19 protein-coding genes are annotated in these 16,263 nt (G+C 70.7%); 12 read left to right on the top strand and 7 right to left on the bottom strand.

Annotated features, from left to right (window positions below):
• Positions 1-191: 191 nt before the first annotated feature.
• The 7 genes from QRN89_RS11270 to QRN89_RS11240 all read left to right on the top strand — a co-directional run bounded on the left by QRN89_RS11270 (position 192) and on the right by QRN89_RS11240 (position 5,325).
• A complete protein-coding gene (locus tag QRN89_RS11270) occupies positions 192-1,628 on the top strand; it encodes a hypothetical protein (RefSeq protein WP_290349219.1) in 1,437 nt (478 codons plus the stop codon).
• 527 nt (positions 1,629-2,155) lie between these two features.
• Entirely contained in the window at positions 2,156-2,362 is a 207-nt protein-coding gene (locus QRN89_RS11265; RefSeq protein WP_290353657.1) for a hypothetical protein, read from the top strand.
• Positions 2,359-2,580, top strand: a complete 222-nt coding sequence (locus tag QRN89_RS11260) for a hypothetical protein (protein WP_290349218.1) — start codon at positions 2,359-2,361, stop codon at positions 2,578-2,580. Before QRN89_RS11265 ends, QRN89_RS11260 begins: the two co-directional genes overlap by 4 nt.
• A gap of 209 nt (positions 2,581-2,789) precedes the next feature.
• A complete protein-coding gene (locus QRN89_RS11255) occupies positions 2,790-3,164 on the top strand; it encodes a hypothetical protein (RefSeq protein WP_290349217.1) in 375 nt (124 codons plus the stop codon).
• A gap of 146 nt (positions 3,165-3,310) precedes the next feature.
• The gene (locus QRN89_RS11250; protein ID WP_093656858.1) at positions 3,311-3,643 is read left to right on the top strand and encodes an ArsR/SmtB family transcription factor; all 333 of its coding nucleotides are present in this window, start codon (positions 3,311-3,313) and stop codon (positions 3,641-3,643) included.
• Positions 3,644-3,712: 69 nt separating this feature from the next.
• On the top strand, positions 3,713-4,474 hold the full coding sequence (gene recO, locus QRN89_RS11245) for a DNA repair protein RecO (protein WP_290349216.1): 762 nt from the start codon (positions 3,713-3,715) through the stop codon (positions 4,472-4,474).
• Between the two features lie 11 nt (positions 4,475-4,485).
• Positions 4,486-5,325, top strand: a complete 840-nt coding sequence (locus tag QRN89_RS11240) for an isoprenyl transferase (RefSeq protein ID WP_093656855.1) — start codon at positions 4,486-4,488, stop codon at positions 5,323-5,325.
• Between the two features lie 112 nt (positions 5,326-5,437).
• Here the strand turns inward: QRN89_RS11240 and QRN89_RS11235 are convergent, their stop codons facing one another.
• From QRN89_RS11235 to QRN89_RS11220, 4 genes are all read right to left on the bottom strand, one after another.
• Positions 5,438-5,848: a Fur family transcriptional regulator gene (locus QRN89_RS11235; protein WP_093656853.1), complete on the bottom strand. Its 411-nt coding sequence runs from the start codon at positions 5,846-5,848 to the stop codon at positions 5,438-5,440.
• 65 nt (positions 5,849-5,913) lie between these two features.
• Entirely contained in the window at positions 5,914-6,825 is a 912-nt protein-coding gene (locus QRN89_RS11230; protein WP_208867994.1) for a metal ABC transporter permease, read from the bottom strand.
• Positions 6,822-7,592 (bottom strand): metal ABC transporter ATP-binding protein, encoded by a 771-nt coding sequence (locus QRN89_RS11225; RefSeq protein WP_290349215.1) that lies wholly within the window; start codon positions 7,590-7,592, stop codon positions 6,822-6,824. Before QRN89_RS11225 ends, QRN89_RS11230 begins: the two co-directional genes overlap by 4 nt.
• 50 nt (positions 7,593-7,642) lie before the next feature.
• A complete protein-coding gene (locus tag QRN89_RS11220) occupies positions 7,643-8,629 on the bottom strand; it encodes a metal ABC transporter substrate-binding protein (RefSeq protein WP_290349214.1) in 987 nt (328 codons plus the stop codon).
• A 157-nt stretch (positions 8,630-8,786) separates the two neighbouring features.
• Here QRN89_RS11220 and QRN89_RS11215 point away from each other — a divergent pair, with 157 nt between their 5' ends.
• The 3 genes from QRN89_RS11215 to QRN89_RS11205 all read left to right on the top strand — a co-directional run bounded on the left by QRN89_RS11215 (position 8,787) and on the right by QRN89_RS11205 (position 12,023).
• Positions 8,787-10,250 carry a hypothetical protein gene (locus QRN89_RS11215; protein ID WP_290349213.1) on the top strand — a complete coding sequence of 488 codons (1,464 nt, stop codon included), beginning with the start codon at positions 8,787-8,789 and terminating at the stop codon, positions 10,248-10,250.
• Between the two features lie 66 nt (positions 10,251-10,316).
• Positions 10,317-11,699, top strand: coding sequence for a glycine--tRNA ligase (locus QRN89_RS11210; RefSeq protein WP_290349212.1), 1,383 nt, complete (start codon positions 10,317-10,319; stop codon positions 11,697-11,699).
• Between the two features lie 105 nt (positions 11,700-11,804).
• Entirely contained in the window at positions 11,805-12,023 is a 219-nt protein-coding gene (locus QRN89_RS11205; RefSeq protein ID WP_290349211.1) for a hypothetical protein, read from the top strand.
• Between the two features lie 46 nt (positions 12,024-12,069).
• On the opposite strand, the gene QRN89_RS11200 is transcribed toward QRN89_RS11205, so the two are convergent.
• The gene (locus QRN89_RS11200; protein ID WP_290349210.1) at positions 12,070-12,657 is read right to left on the bottom strand and encodes a TetR/AcrR family transcriptional regulator; all 588 of its coding nucleotides are present in this window, start codon (positions 12,655-12,657) and stop codon (positions 12,070-12,072) included.
• Positions 12,658-12,770: 113 nt separating this feature from the next.
• Entirely contained in the window at positions 12,771-13,817 is a 1,047-nt protein-coding gene (locus tag QRN89_RS11195; protein WP_290349209.1) for an aldo/keto reductase, read from the bottom strand.
• A 274-nt stretch (positions 13,818-14,091) separates the two neighbouring features.
• Here QRN89_RS11195 and QRN89_RS11190 point away from each other — a divergent pair, with 274 nt between their 5' ends.
• Both QRN89_RS11190 and QRN89_RS11185 read left to right on the top strand, forming a co-directional pair.
• Positions 14,092-14,307, top strand: coding sequence for a DUF6243 family protein (locus QRN89_RS11190; protein ID WP_290349208.1), 216 nt, complete (start codon positions 14,092-14,094; stop codon positions 14,305-14,307).
• Between the two features lie 120 nt (positions 14,308-14,427).
• On the top strand, positions 14,428-14,673 hold the full coding sequence (locus tag QRN89_RS11185) for a DUF6158 family protein (protein WP_290349207.1): 246 nt from the start codon (positions 14,428-14,430) through the stop codon (positions 14,671-14,673).
• A 109-nt stretch (positions 14,674-14,782) separates the two neighbouring features.
• Here QRN89_RS11185 and QRN89_RS11180 read toward each other — a convergent pair whose 3' ends face one another.
• Positions 14,783-16,255 carry an MFS transporter gene (locus QRN89_RS11180; RefSeq protein WP_290349206.1) on the bottom strand — a complete coding sequence of 491 codons (1,473 nt, stop codon included), beginning with the start codon at positions 16,253-16,255 and terminating at the stop codon, positions 14,783-14,785.
• Positions 16,256-16,263 lie beyond the last annotated feature (8 nt).

The following is a 16,263-nucleotide window of genomic DNA, read 5'->3' as shown; positions in this document are numbered from 1 at the left end:
ACGGTTGCGACGTGCGGAAACACCGCCGCTTTGGTCGAACGCTCAACCACCTTGCGGGGCACGGGTGTTGGATGCATCGGGATTGTGAGAGCGGGGGGTGCGCATGCCATGATTCCCCCGCTGTTACTCGCCGGTAAGTGCGGGTGGCGGCACCCACCCCCCTCACCGTTCCACCGCCGGAGGACACCCCCGTGCGCCATGCCACCAGGAGAATCCTGGTCCCCGCCCTGACCGCCCTCGCGCTCGCCGCGAGCGGATGCTCGGCCGGCCCCGACAGCTCCGACCGGCCCCAGGCCGGGCCCACCCCCGCCGCGACCGCCGCGGCGGGTGACGGAACCGAGCAGCTCGACGTCGAAGCCGCCCCCCGCGGCGAAGCCACCCCGACCGCCGTCGCCCGCCGCACCACCGAGGGCACCACCCGCGCGGCCGAGAGCGCGCTCAAGGTCGCCGCCTACGACAAGCGCACCCGACGCGCCGTCATAGCCACCCCGCCCCGCGACCCGAACCCGCCCGGCTCCGGCAGCCCGACCGCCGGACCCACCTCGGCCCCGACCGCGGCCGCCCCCGTCAAGACCGGCGACGTCATCGCCAGCGCCCCCGCCCCCGGCGCCCCCGACGGCCTCCTCGCCGAGGTCACCGAGGTGCTCGGCACCACCGGCCGGGGCACCGAGGTCCGCACCGCACCCACCACCCTCAGCACCCTCCTCGCCGACGACAAGGCCGACGGACAGGTCCCCGTCGACCCGTCCACCGTCGACGTCGAGCCCCTCGTCAAGGGCGTCAAGGTCTCCTGGGCCCGCACCGGAGGCGCCACCTTCGGCCCCAACGGCAGCAAACTGCCCCTCGGCAGCCTCCGCCTCGACGTCGGCGCCGCCGTGGCCACCGCGGACGACGCCCCCGTCTCCGCCGCCGCCTCCCTCTCCGGCTTCGTCCAGCTCGCCCCCCAGGTCGAGTTCTCCTACGACGGCAGCGCCAACGGACAGGCCGGCCGCCCCGCACCCGGCTCCGCGTTCCTCGGCATGACCGGCGACTGGACCGCCCAGTGGGCCCTCAAGGGCCGCGCCTCCGCGAAGGCCACCCAGCGCATCCCGTTCGCCAAGCTCCACGCCGACCCGGTGATCCAGGTCGGCCCCGTCCCCGTCGTCGTCAACCTCGACCTCACCTGCTACCTCCAGGTCGAGGCCGACGGCCGCATCACCCTCGACGTCCAGCAGGACGTACGCGGCGACTTCCGCGTCGGCGGCGCCTACGCCCCCGGGGACGGCTGGACACCGGTGAGCACCTCCGACGTCAAGAGCACCCCGGTCCGCACCACCGTCACCGCCGCGGGCCAGGCCAGGGCCACCCTCGGCGCCGAGGCTTCCGTCGGCCTGTACGGCATGGTCGGCCTCACCGCCGACTTCGCCCCCTACCTGCGCGCCGAGGCCCAGGCGCGCGCCGACGCCGCCACGGACGGCACCGCGTCGGTCACCGGCACCTGGGCCGTCCACGGCGGCTTCGACCTCAGCGGGAACCTCCAGCTCCAGCTGGCGATCTTCGGTACACCGATCCTCCAGCACCGGATCCCGCTGGGCAGCCTCCACCGCGAATGGCCGCTCGCGAGCGGCAAGGGCACCCTCGCGGCCTGACCGCACCGGACGCACGGTCCCGGGCCGCCCGGCCCGAGACCTGACCGCCGGGCCCGGACCCGACCGCCCGGGGCACCCCGGCGTCGGGCAGGTCCCGTGGACATGGCGTCCAGGGTGGTCCGCGCATCGGCCCCGCCCCGCCGCACCCGCCCCCGAGAACCGGCCGTTCATGAGGCACCGCCGCACCCGCCCCGCGACATTCTCCGAGGGCTTCCGAATAGCCTGTTCGAATGGCGCGGCGCCCGACGCCCGCCGCGAATGTCGGGCGCCCGCTTTCACCACGCCCCGGCCCCGCCACGCGTCCTCTCCCCGCGATTCTCCACTCGATTCCGGACCGGAGAACCGCCACGTCCTGCCGCGCTCCGGCCCGTCACCCCGTACCTGTATGGACCATGAATTAACTCCTCTGTACTTACGCCCAGTTGCGGCGCGCGTTTGTCTGCCGATTCCCCGTCCGTGTCCTCACACTCGAGAGGGGAAAGAGGAAAGGCATCGGGATGCACGAGGAGAGGACAACCGTGACAGAAATGGACCGTCTCGGCGACGCCGAAGCGGCGATCGCGGAACTGCGCGGCGCGCTCGCCCGCGCCGGAGTGACGCTGCCGTCCCTGGGCATCGACCCCCTGTCGTACGCGGAGGACGAGCACGGGGTCCTCGTCGAACTGGGCCGCTGCAGCGTCGAGACCGTGCGACGGATGACCGCGGCCCTGCCGGCGGAGGGGACGGGCCGGTGACGGCCCCGCCGCCCCTGGGGGCGTACGTCGTCGACACGGGCACCGGCCGCGTCGGACGGGTGCTCGCCCTCACGGAGACGTGCGTCCGCCTCGGGCCGGTCGGCGGCGGACGCGAATGGGACTGCGGCGTCGCGGAACTGCGCCCCGCCACCGCCGCGGAACGCCTCAGCGCGGCGACCGCCTACGCGAACGCCCGCAGCCGCGGCGAGGTGCCGTAGCCCTCGCGGGCCCCGGGAAAGCCCCCACCGGCGGCGCGAGCATCCCAGGGGCAACGGTTCGTTTCCGGACTGCTGTTGGCATATTCCGCCGTTACTCCTCCACGAGACCTTCACCGTGGGTAGCCTCCTCGTCACATGTCGGCCGCGGCGGCCCCGTCCGCGCGGACCCGGCATCCGACAGCACGCACTGATGAGGAGTGAGCGCAGCGATGGCCAATGTGGAGACCTCCCTGAAAGAGTCCATGACGTCGATCGAGGGGGCGCTGGGGGTGGCCCTCGTGGACTACACCAGCGGGATGGCTCTGGGCACCCTGGGCGGCGGCAAGGACCTCGACCTGGCGGTTGCGGCGGCCGGCAACACGGACGTGATCCGCGCCAAGACCCGCACGATGGAACACCTCGGACTCACCGACGACATCGACGACATCCTGATCACCCTCGGCACCCAGTACCACCTCATCCGGCTCCTCAAGGGCCGCGGTGGCAACGGCCTCTTCCTCTACCTCGTCCTCGACAAGGCCAACGCCAACCTGGCCATGGCCCGCCACCAGCTGAAGCGCATCGAGGCGGACCTCGAGCTGTAGCGCCGTGACGGTCCCTCGTCTCCGGCTGCCCACGAGTTGAAAATTTCTTCAATTCGCCAGATCCCGATGGGATCAACCCTCTGGGAGGGGGGCACCCGGAGACGGGAGGATCGATCCGTAATCGTCGAGTCACCGGGAGCGATCACATGCAGGTACCGCTGTACCAGGCCAAGGCGGAGTTCTTCCGCATGCTCGGGCACCCCGTCCGCATCCGGGTGCTGGAGCTCCTGCAGAACGGTCCGGTGCCGGTGCGCGACCTGCTCACGGCGATCGAGATCGAACCCTCCAACCTCTCCCAGCAGCTGGCGGTCCTGCGCCGGTCCGGAATCGTCGTCTCGATACGCGACGGCTCCACCGTCAGCTACGCCCTCGCCGGCGGCGACGTCGCGGAACTGCTGCGCGCCGCCCGCCGCATCCTCACCGAACTCCTCGTCGGACAGAACGAACTCCTCGAGGAACTCCGCCAGGCCGACGTGTGAGACGGACCCCACCCGACCCGCCCCGGTGCCACCCGGCCGCCCCCGGAGCCGGTGCGAGAGAATGACCCCATGACCCTGTTCCGCGACGACGGCATCGTGCTGCGCACCCAGAAGCTGGGCGAAGCGGACCGCATCATCACGATCCTCACCCGCGGCCACGGACGGGTCCGGGCCGTCGCCCGCGGAGTGCGCCGCACCAAATCGAAGTTCGGCGCCCGCCTCGAACCCTTCTCACACGTCGACGTGCAGTTCTTCGCCCGCGGCAGCGACCTCGTCGGCCGCGGCCTGCCGCTGTTCACCCAGAGCGAGACGATCGCCCCGTACGGCAGCGGCATCGTCACCGACTACGCCCGCTACACCTCCGGCACCGCCATGCTGGAGACCGCGGAACGGTTCACCGACCACGAGGGCGAGCCGTCCGTCCAGCAGTACCTGCTGCTGGTCGGCGGGCTCCGCGCCCTCTCCCGCGGCGAGCACCCCCCGCACCTCGTCCTCGACGCGTTCCTGCTCCGCTCCCTCGCCGTCAACGGCTACGCACCGTCGTTCTCCGACTGCGCGAGATGCGGCATGCCAGGGCCCAACCGGTTCTTCTCCGCCGCCGCCGGCGGGATCATATGCGCCGACTGCCGGGTCCCCGGCAGCGTCGTACCCTCTGCTGAGGCGATCGGCCTGCTCAGCGCGCTGCTGACCGGAGACTGGGACACGGCGGAGGCGTGCGAGGAACGCCACGTCAGGGAGGGCAGCGGACTGGTGTCCGCCTACCTGCACTGGCACCTGGAGCGAGGCCTGCGCTCGCTGCGGTACGTAGAGAAGCACGTCGAGAAGAAGTGAGTGTGACCCCCATGGCACGACGCGGAATCCTGGGACGTTCCCGCCGCGAGTACAAGGTCCCCGAGCCGCACCCGTCCGGAGCGCGACCGCCGAGGATCCCCGGCGAACTCGTGCCGAACCACGTCGCCGTCGTCATGGACGGAAACGGGCGCTGGGCCAAGGAACGCGGACTGCCGCGCACCGAGGGCCACAAGGTCGGCGAGGGCGTCGTCCTCGACGTGCTCAAGGGCTGCCTGGAGATGGGCGTCAAGAACCTGTCCCTCTACGCCTTCTCCACCGAGAACTGGAAGCGCTCCCCGGAGGAGGTGCGCTTCCTGATGAACTTCAACCGCGACGTGATCCGCCGCCGCCGCGACGAGATGGACGAACTCGGCATCCGCATCCGCTGGGTCGGCCGCATGCCCAAGATGTGGAAGTCCGTCGTCCAGGAACTCCAGGTCGCCCAGGAACAGACCAAGACCAACGACGCCATGACGCTGTACTTCTGCGTCAACTACGGCGGGCGCGCCGAGATCGCCGACGCCGCGAAGAAGATCGCCGAGGACGTCGCCGCCGGCCGGCTCGACCCCTCCAAGGTCAACGAGAAGACGTTCCAGAAGTACCTCTACTACCCGGACATGCCGGACGTCGACCTCTTCCTCCGCCCCAGCGGCGAGCAGCGCACCTCCAACTACCTCATCTGGCAGAGCAGTTACGCCGAAATGGTCTTCCAGGACGTGCTCTGGCCCGACTTCGACCGCCGCGACCTGTGGCGCGCCTGCCTGGAGTACGCCCAGCGCGACCGCCGCTTCGGCGGAGCCGTCCCGAACGAGGAACTCGCCAGGATCGAGAAGGAACTCGACAAGGCGTAGCCGGCCCGGGCCCGCACCCGACGGCACCCCACGACGAAAGGGCCCGCACCGGCAGCAACCGGTGCGGGCCCCTCACACCCCGACACAACCCCTTGGTCACGGGGTCACGGGGTCACTTCTTCGCGCACTCCGCGCACGTACCGAAGATCTCCACCGTGTGCGCCACGTTCACATAGCCGTGCTGCGCCGCGATCGTCTCCGCCCACTGCTCCACCGCGGGTCCCTCGACCTCGACCGCCTTGCCGCACACCCGGCACACCAGATGGTGGTGGTGCTCACCCGACGCACAACGCCGGTACACCGACTCACCGTCACTCGTGCGCAGCACATCGACCTCGCCGGCATCGGCGAGCGACTGCAGCGTCCGGTAGACCGTCGTCAGGCCGACCGAATCGCCGCGGTGCTTGAGCATGTCGTGCAGCTCCTGCGCACTGCGGAACTCGTCCACCTCGTCCAGCGCCGCCGCGACCGCGGCCCGCTGACGGGTCGACCGGCCGCGCACGGGGGGTCCAGCCGTCGCCACAGGTGCCTCCTTACGTTCCGCCGCTCCTCGACGGCCCATTCTGCCAGGCCCGCCACGAGCGCCGGTCAGACCGCGGCGTCACCCGCCGGACGGCGGGTCGCCGGAACGTCCACGTCGCACTCCGTCCCCGCGGCCCCGGCCGCCGCCTCGACCGCCCTCGACCGCCGCCGCGCCAACGGCGTCGCCAGCGCTGTGAACAGCACGAACACCGCGATCGCCAGCAGCACGATCGTCGCGCCCGGCGGCACGTCCTGGTAGTACGTGGTGACCGTACCGGCCAGCGTCACCGCCACCCCGATCGCCACCGCCACCACGAACGTCACCGCGAACGAGCGCGTGACCTGCTGCGCCGCCGCCACCGGCACCACCATCAGCGCGCTCACCAGCAGCAGCCCGACGACCCGCATCGCGACCGTCACCGTCACCGCGGCCGTCACCGCCACCAGCAGGTTCAGGGCCCGCACCGGCAGACCCGTGACCCGGGCGAACTCCTCGTCCTGGCTGATCGCGAACAGCTGACGCCGCAGCCCCACCGTCACCAGCAGCACGAAGCCCGCCAGCAGACAGATCGCGACGACGTCCTCGTCCGACACGGTGGACAGCGAACCGAACAGGTACGACGTGAGGTTGGCGTTCGACCCGGTGCCGCTGAGGTTCATCAGCATCACCCCGCCCGCCATACCGCCGTAGAACAGCATCGCCAGCGCGATGTCACCACGGGTCCGCCCGTAGGCCCGGATCAGCTCCATCGCCACCGACCCGACCACCGCGACCAGCGTCGCCATCCACACCGGATTCGTGGAGAGCAGGAAGCCGAGACCGACACCGGTCAACGCCACATGGCCGATGCCGTCGCCCATCAGCGCCTGCCGGCGCTGCACCAGATGGATGCCCACGGCAGGTGCCGTCACGCCCACCAGCACGGCGGCCAGCAGCGCCCGCTGCATGAAGGGGTCCTGGAGGAATTCCATGATCAGCTCAGCAGTCCCGTGCGGAGCGGCTCGTCGGCCGCATGCGGATGTACATGGTCATGGCCGGGCAGCGCATGCTGGCCCACGGCACGCGGAGGCGGCCCGTCATGGACGACGCAGCCGTCCCGCAGCACCACCGCGCGGTCGATCAACGGCTCCAGCGGGCCCAGCTCATGGAGCACCAGCAGCACCGTCGTCCCCGCCGCCACCTGCTCCCGCAGCGTCCCGGCGAGGATCTCCTGACTGGCGAGGTCCACACCCGCCATCGGCTCGTCCATGATGAGCAGTTCGGGCTCGGCCGCCAGCGCACGGGCGATCAGCACCCGCTGATGCTGCCCGCCCGACAGCGCGCTCACCGAATCCCTCGACCGGTCGGCGAGCCCGACCAGCTCGATCGCCCGCCGCACCGCCGCACGGTCGCCCCGCGACGGCCACCCCAGCCGCGTACGCGACAGCCGCCCCGACGCCACCACCTCGCGGACCGTCGCCGGCACCCCGCTCGTCGCGGTCGTGCGCTGCGGCACATAACCCACCCGCGACCACGCACGGAAACGGCGCAGCTCCGTACCGAACAAGGACACCGAACCGCCCGTGAGCGGCACCTGGCCGATCACCGACCGCACGGCCGTCGACTTCCCCGAGCCGTTCGCCCCGAGCAGCGCGACGACCTCACCGCGCCCCACGGTGAGGTCGACACCACGCAGCACGGGCCGGGAGCCCAACGTGGCCCGGGCCCCGCGGAGGGATATGACGGGCTCTGCGACGGGCTCCATGAGGTTCGCCTCCGATGCTGCTCCTGCCGAAACGGCTGCTGAAACGTCTGTCACTTCGCGCCGAGCGCCTTCTGCAGCGCGGCGAGGTTCGACTCCATCACCGACAGGTAGTCGTCACCCCTGGACCGCTCCGTGATGCCCTCCAGCGGGTCCAGCACGTCCGTCCGCAGCCCCGTGTCCTTCGCGAGCGTCCTCGCCGTACGGTCACTGGCCAGCGTCTCGAAGAAGACCGTGGACACCTTCTCCTGCTTCGCCACCGCCTGGAGCTCCTTGATCCGGGCCGGACTCGGCTCCGACTCCGGGTCGATCCCCGCGATGCCGTGCTGGTCCAGGCCGTAGCGCTCGGCGAGGTAGCCGAAGGCGGAGTGGGTGGTGATGAAGGTCTTGGTGGTGCCGTTCTTCAGCCCGGCGGCGAACCGCGCGTCCAGCGACTTCAGCTTGCCGACCAGCGTCTCGGTGTTCTTCCGGTAGTCCGCGGCATGGGCCGGGTCGGCCTTCGCCAGCGAGTCCCCGACACCCTTCGCGACCTCGGCGTACTTCACCGGGTCCAGCCAGACGTGCGGATCGGCACCGCCCTCGGCGCCGTGCTCCCCGCCCTCGTGGCCGCCCTCGTGCTCCTCACCCTCGTGGCCGTGGTCGTGCCCGACGTCGGTGCCGTGGCTCTCCATCGTGGTGAGGGTCCCGGCGTCGACGGTGTGCTCGACACCGGACTGCGCGATCGCCTCGTCCACGGCGGGCTGGACGCCCTTGAGGTACAGGATGTAGTCGGCCCCGCGGAGCTCGGACGCCTGCCTGGGCTTCAGCTCCAGGTCATGCGGCTCCACGCCCGGCTTCGTCAGCGTCGTGACCTCGACACGGTCACCGCCGATCTGCTCGGCCAGATACTGCATCGGGTAGAACGACGCCACCACGTCCAGCTTGCCGCCGCCCTTGTCACCGCCGGCCGCGGACGTGCCCGAGCAGGCCGAGAGGCTGACAAGGCCCAGCGCGGTCGCTCCCGCGACAGCGGTGGTCGATATGAGGCGTCGTACGTTCATGACACTCATTTTCAACAAAGATGGAAACGATTGTCAATTGAATCATCGCTTCCGATCACCCGACGGCCCACCAACAACGCAGGCCCTCCGCTTATGCCCGCCCGCCCCACCGCCGCGACCCACCGCGACCCACGATCACCCCCCGTACAGTGCCGCCATGCAGCGCACCGAGATCGACGGCATAGCCGCCTTCTGGGCCGAAGGACCGAAACCCTTCGCCGGCCGCATCACCTTCCACATCGGCACCGCCGACGAGACCCTCCCGCAACGCGGCCTCACCGAACTCGTCCACAGCCTCGTCGCCGACGCCCTCACCTCGCCCGACACCGCACCACGCGTCCACTGGGGCTCCGCCGTCGAACTCACCGACACCGCCTTCTGGGCCGAAGGCGAACCCGACCGCGTCGCCGCACTCCTCACCCGCGTGTGCCGCACCCTCGCCGCCCCGCCCGCCGACGCCCTGCCCCGCGTCACCCGCCGCCTCCAAGCCACCCTCGACTGCGCCGCCCCCGACCCCGCCGCCGAACACCACCACATCCGCCACGGCTACCGCGGCTACGGCAGAACAGCCTTCGACCGACCCCACCTCGCCCAGCACACCCCCGACGACATCCGCACCTGGGCCACCCGCCACTTCGTCCGCGGCAACGCCGCCCTCTCCCTCACCGGCCCCCCACCGCCCGGCCTCCACCTCCCCCTCCCCGACGGCCCGCGCCACACCCGCCCGCCCCAGCGGCCCACCCCCCACGTCGGCGGCCACTGGTACGAACACGGCCACGAGGCCGGCCACACCCTCTCCCTCTCCTTCGTCATGCCCACCACACACCACCGCCCCGCCCTCACCATCGCCCTCGACCGCATCGCACGCGAACAACACACCGGCGACGGCAGCCTCGGCGACCTCGACCTCCGAGCCGACCTCACCGGAGACGGCCGCACCCTCGCCCTCATCACCGCCACCACCGACGAACACGGCGCCGCCGCAGCCGCCACCACCCTCGACACCACCCTGCGCACCCTCGCCCAGCACGGCCCCACCCCCCAGGAGATCGACACCTACCGCACCACCGGCCTCGAAGACCTCGACAACCCCGCCTGCACCCGCGCCCTCGTCGACTTCACCGCCGACGACCACACCGCCGGACACGACCACCTCGACCTCCCCTCCCTGCGGGCATTCCTCCACGCCCTCACCCCCGACACCGTCCGCGCCACCCTCGCCGACTACCCCCGCACCGCCCTGCTCGGCATGCCCCGCCACACCGCCCCCACCCCCGACACCCCCCTCACCCCCCTCCCCCCACTCCCCGCCGGAACCCTCACCACAGCCGACGAATACCGGCCCCGACTCCGCAGCCCCCTGTCGCGGCGCACCCGCCTCTACATCGGCGACGAAGGCATCACCCAGTGGTGGCCCGACGGGGCCGTCACCATCCCCTGGTACGGCGTCGCCGGCCTCTCCACCGACGAAACAGGCACAGCAACCCTCTACGGAGAGAACGGAGCGTGCATCACCTATCACCCGGACTGGTACAGGTCCGGCGACGGCATCCACGACCGCATCCGATGGCACGTCCCCCCACGCCTCCACTTCCGCGAACGAGGAGGCGAACCGATTTGATACAGGGGGTACGAGCGCCGGTAATCTGAAGCATTCGCACTTCGTCGTCGTAATGAAGAGAGCACCGTGGCCGCCGACAAGATCGACACGATCGTCAACCTGAGCAAGCGCCGTGGGTTCGTCTACCCCAGCAGCGAGATCTACGGTGGCCAGCGCGCCGCCTGGGACTACGGGCCGCTGGGTACCGAGCTCAAGGAGAACATCAAGCGCCAGTGGTGGCGCTACATGGTCACCTCGCGCGAGGACGTCGTCGGAATCGACTCGTCGGTGATCCTGGCGACCGAGGTCTGGGAGGCCTCCGGCCACGTCGCCACCTTCACCGACCCGCTCACCGAGTGCACCTCCTGCCACAAGCGCTACCGCGCCGACCACCTCGAAGAGGCCTACGAGGAGAAGCACGGCCACGCCCCCGCCAACGGCCTGGCCGACATCAACTGCCCCCACTGCGGCACCAAGGGCCAGTTCACCGAGCCCAAGCAGTTCTCCGGCCTCCTCGCCACCCACCTCGGCCCCACCCAGGACTCCGGCTCCATCGCCTACCTGCGCCCCGAGACCGCCCAGGGCATCTTCACCAACTTCGCCCAGGTCCAGCAGACCTCGCGCAAGAAGCCGCCCTTCGGCATCGCCCAGGTCGGCAAGTCCTTCCGCAACGAGATCACCCCCGGCAACTTCATCTTCCGCACCCGCGAGTTCGAGCAGATGGAGATGGAGTTCTTCGTCAAGCCCGGCGAGGACGAGAAGTGGCACGAGTACTGGATGGAGCAGCGCTGGAACTGGTACACCGGCCTGGGTCTCCGTGAGGAGAACATGCGCTGGTACGAGCACCCCAAGGAGAAGCTCTCCCACTACTCCAAGCGCACCGCCGACATCGAGTACCGCTTCCAGTTCGGCGGCAGCGAATGGGGCGAGCTCGAAGGCGTCGCCAACCGCACCGACTACGACCTCGGCGCCCACTCCAAGGCCTCCGGCACCGACCTGTCGTACTTCGACCAGGAAGCCGGCGAGCGCTGGACCCCCTACGTCATCGAACCCGCCGCCGGCGTCGGCCGCACCATGCTCGCCTTCCTCCTCGACGGCTACAACGAGGACGAAGCCCCCAACGCCAAGGGCGTCATGGAGAAGCGCACCGTCCTGCGCCTCGACCACCGCCTCGCCCCGGTGAAGGCCGCGGTCCTGCCGCTGTCCCGCAACCCCCAGCTCTCCCCGAAGGCCAAGGGCCTCGCCGCCGACCTCCGGCAGAACTGGAACATCGAGTTCGACGACGCCGGCGCCATCGGCCGCCGCTACCGCCGCCAGGACGAGATCGGCACCCCGTACTGCGTCACCGTCGACTTCGACACCCTCGACGACAACGCGGTCACCGTCCGCGAACGCGACACCATGAAGCAGGAGCGCGTCTCCCTGGACCAGATCCAGGGCTACCTCGCCACCCGCCTCCTCGGCTGCTGACGCTCACCGGCACGACGCCATGAAGGCCCCCGGTTCCGGGTACGGAACCGGGGGCCTTCATGCACACTGGGCCCACTCGTCGACCGCCGGCAGAGGAGGCACACCATGCCGTCCATCACCAGCAGCAAGGTCAGCAGATGGGACCAGCACGGACGCGAACACACCGTCCGCATACGGAAAGCAGGCGTGCAGAAGGCACTCACCTGCGATACCTGCGGCTGGCGCAAAGCCGCCCAGTTCCTGCCCTGGCTCAAGGCGGAGGAACACCTCACCGACGCCCACCAGGCCACCGTCGACCCCGGCAACCGCACCCGGAACGACTGACACCCCGCCCGGGACGCCACCCCTCAGCCCGGCCCGGACGGAACCATCACGACCGCAGACCACGCAGCAACAACTCGCACACCGCACGGAACTCGTCGTCGATCGACGGCCTCCGCCACTCCGGAGCAAACACCGGATCGTGGAAACGCGCCGTCGCGTCGAACACCGCCTGCGCCACCGACACCGGGTCCGCAGCCACGAACTCCCCGGCCCCCACACCCTCTTCGACGATCCGCGTCACCTGACTGACCAGCACCACCAGATGCTCGTCCACCACATCACTGGCCTCCGTGATCAGCACCGCATACGTGGCGAACAGCTCAGGATCGTCACCCGCCTTGTGACGCTTCGCCTCGAACAGCCGCGACAACCACGACCGCAGCTTCTCCTCCGCCGAACCCGCGGGCCCCTCCGTGATCTCCGACAGCAACTCCTCGGTACGGCCCAGCCAGCGAGCCGTCACGGCCTCACGCAGCGCCGCCTTCGTACGGAAATGTCGGTACACACTGCCGTGACTCACCCCGAGCGCGCGCGCCACATCGACGACCGTCGCCTTGGACGGGCCGAAACGCCGCAGCACCTCCTCGGTCGCCTCGAGGATGCGGTCGGCGGTCAGGGTCTCCGTGGTGGACATGGCACCGACGTTACCCTTCCCCACCGACACGACCAGGACGGCCGGGTGCGGCCGACGGGAACCCCGCCGGCCGCACCCCGCCGCCCCCGGCTCCGGCCACTCGCCGCGACACGTCAGTGCTCGCTGTCGAGATGCGCCATCTGCGCCGCCGGGTAACGCTCACCCGCCGCGGCGCCCCGCGGAACGGCCCGCTCGATCGCCGCGAGCTCGTCCCCGTCGAACGTCACGTCCAGGGCCCCCAGCGCCTCGGCCAGCCGGTCCCTGCGCCGGGCACCCACCAGCGGAACGACGTCCTCGCCGCGCGACAGCACCCAGGCGATCGCCAGCTGGGCGACCGAGACGCCCTTCTGCTCACCGATCTCGCGCAACTGCTCGACGAGGCCCAGGTTGTGCCGCAGGTTGTCGCCCTGGAAGCGCGGGCTCATGCCCCGGAAGTCATTGGCCGCCAGCTTCCGGTCACCGCTGAAGTGCCCGGAGATCAGCCCGCGGGACAGCACACCGTAGGCCGTGACGCCGATGCCCAGCTCCCGCGCCGTGGGCAGGATCGCGTCCTCGATCCCCCGGGAGATCAGCGAGTACTCGATCTGCAGATCGGTGATCGGGGCGACCGAAGCCGCGCGGCGCAGCGTGTCGGCACCGACCTCGGACAGGCCGATGTGCCGGACATGGCCCGCCTCGACGAGCTCCGCGATCGCGCCGACCGTCTCCTCCACCGGCACATCCGGGTCGACGCGGGCGATCCGGTAGACGTCGATGTGGTCGGTGCCCAGCCGCTGGAGCGAGTACGCCGCGAAGTTCTTCACCGCCGCCGGGCGGCCGTCGTAGCCGGACCACCCTCCGTCCGGGTCGCGCAGCGCCCCGAACTTCACGCTGATCAGCGCCTTCTCACGGTCCGCCGTCGGCGCGGCACGCAGTGCCTCGCCGATCAGCATCTCGTTGTGGCCCATGCCGTAGAAGTCGCCGGTGTCGATCAGCGTGACGCCGGCGTCGAGAGCCGCGTGGATGGTCGCGATCGACTCCCGGCGGTCGGCATCGCCGTAGAGCGCCGACATGCCCATGGCGCCCAGCCCGATCGCGGAGACGCGGGGGCCGGTGGCGCCGAGGGGGCGGGTGGGGAGGGGGCGGCGGGATGCGGGGGTGGGGGAGCTGGGGGAGGTCATGAACGAGGCTCCTCGGGCGAGAGGGGGAGGGGGAATGACGCTGACAACTATGGCATGACGACTGACAGATTTCAATATTTGTCAGTCGTCATCGATGGTCGAGATGAGGACGCGCATGATCAGGGCCGGAAAATCGGGTGTCCGCCCAGCCCCCGACCGGTACCGTCGCCCGCATGTCCTCCTTCTTCCAGATCTACGAGTGAGAGTGCGGCGGCCACGTCCCGCCCCCACCAGCTGACATCCGGATCACTTCTCACCACGATGGGAGAACCCCGTGGCCAAGGGTCGTAACAACCTCCTCGGCGTGGGCGGGCAGCGCAGAAAGCTGTCCCGCGCCGACCAGCAGGGCAACGGTCCGGCGAGCCAGGCAGACCGCCGAACGGCCGCCGACCAGAAGCAGGAGCTCCTGCGCAGGATGCGTGAGCGCACTCAGGGCGCCGAGGAAGCGCACGGCGAGGCGTCCCAGGATGCGAGCGGTACGCAGAGCTGACGCCATCTCACGTCGAAGGGCCCGGATCACCCCTTGGTGATCCGGGCCCTTCGACTTCGGATGCGGTCGTCCGATCCGGGGCCATGATGGGAAGGGGTGTACCTACCGGAGGTGTGTGTCATGGCCGAGCAGGACCGCGGAGTGCCGCCGGAGCGTCTGGAGGACATGCAGCTGCTCAAGGAGCTGGAGGCCATCCATCGCACCCGCCACGAGACCCTGCTGTACGGCTCCGACGACGCTCTGCGGACGCACACTTCCCGGATGTCCGCCCTGGAGGCGGAGTACGTCCGCCGCCATCCCCAGCGGGCCGCGTCGAGGTCGAGGACCCGGGAGGGCGCGCGGGCCCGTACGTGTGACGACGCCTGAGGTCAGCCGTCCGTGACGTCGGCGGGTACCTCGAACGTGGCGGTGCCGAGCGCGCAGCCGAACCCCGAGGGGGCGGATCGGCGCGTGGGGCGGCGGGCGGGGCCGTGGCTCAGGTCCTGCTGTCGGCGGTGGGGCGGGCGTTCGCCGATTCGAGGCGCTGCGCCGTGCGGCGGGCGGTTTCGCGGGCCCAGCGGCCGCTGGTGGTGAGGCCGACGGCGAGGACGGACAGCCCGCAGCCCGTGATGATCCACCAGGCCGGGCGGCCGGCCTCGACGAAGCCGGTGACGTGCCCGGCGGCGCCGGTGCCCGCCGCGAGCACGGAGCCGATGACGGCGACACCGAGGGTGGCGCCGGTCTGGCGGCTGGTGGAGGCGACGGCGGCGGCGACACCGGCCTGGGAGCGGGGCATGCCGGAGACGGCGGTGTTGGTGATGGGTGCGTTGACGAAGCCGAAGCCGAGGCCGAAGAGGACGTATCCGGTGAAGAGCAGGGGGGTGGACGTCTCGGCTTCGAAGGCGGCGAAGAGGAGCCCGCAGGTGGCCATGGAGGTGCCGGCGACGACGAGGGGCAGCCGTGGTCCGCGCCCGGCGACGAGGCGGCCGGAGAGCGGGGAGCAGAGGAAGGTGAGGGCGGCCATGGGGAGCATGTGGATGCCGGCCTGGAGGGCGGTGAGGCCGCGGACGTCCTGCAGGTAGAGGGTGTTGAGGAAGAGGAAGCCGCTGAGTGCGGCGAAGGCGCTGATGGCGATGACGGTGGCGCCGCTGAAGGGGGCGGAGCGGAAGAAGCGCAGGTCGATGAGGGGTTCGTGGCGGCGGGGTTCGTAGGCGATGAGTGCGGTGAGGGCGGCTGCGGCGAGGGCGGCGAAGGGCAGGACGGTGCCGGGGCCCTCGGTGGGCGCTTCGATGATGGCGTAGGTGAGGGAGCCGAGGAGGGTGATGACGAGGAGTTGGCCGACGGGGTCGGCGCGTCGGGGCTTGGGGGCGCGTGACTCGGGGACGTAGCGCCGGGTGAGGAGGAGGGCGGTGAGGCCGACGGGGACGTTGATCCAGAAGATGGAGCGCCAGCCGACGGTTTCGACGAGGAGTCCGCCGACGAGGGGTCCGGCGGCCATGGATATGCCGACGACGGCGCCCCAGGCGCCGATGGCGCGGGCGCGTTCGCGGGGGTCGGTGAAGGTGTTGGTGATGATCGACATCGCGACGGGGTTGAGCATGGAGCCGCCGACGGCCTGGATCATGCGGAAGGCGACGAGCGATTCGAGGTTGGGGGCGAGGGAGCAGAGGACGGAGCCGAGGGTGAAGAGGACGAGTCCGGTCGTGAAGACCTTGCGGCGGCCGATCCGGTCGGCGGTGGATCCGGCGAGGATGAGCAGGGAGGCGAGGACGAGGGTGTAGGCGTCGATGGTCCACTGCATTCCGGCGACGCCGGCGTGGAACTCCGTGCGCAGGGAGGGGAGGGCCACGTTGAGGACGGTGGTGTCGAGGCTGACGATCAGCAGGCTCATGCAGCAGATGGCCAGGACGAGGAGCCGTCGGCGTTGGCTCGGCCGGGTCGGAGGTGCGTCGGTGTCGGACGCGGACATGCGTACAT

The organism is Streptomyces sp. HUAS CB01, assembly GCF_030406905.1.
Classification (GTDB): domain Bacteria; phylum Actinomycetota; class Actinomycetes; order Streptomycetales; family Streptomycetaceae; genus Streptomyces; species Streptomyces chengbuensis.
This window is presented reverse-complemented; position numbering and strand designations above follow the sequence as displayed.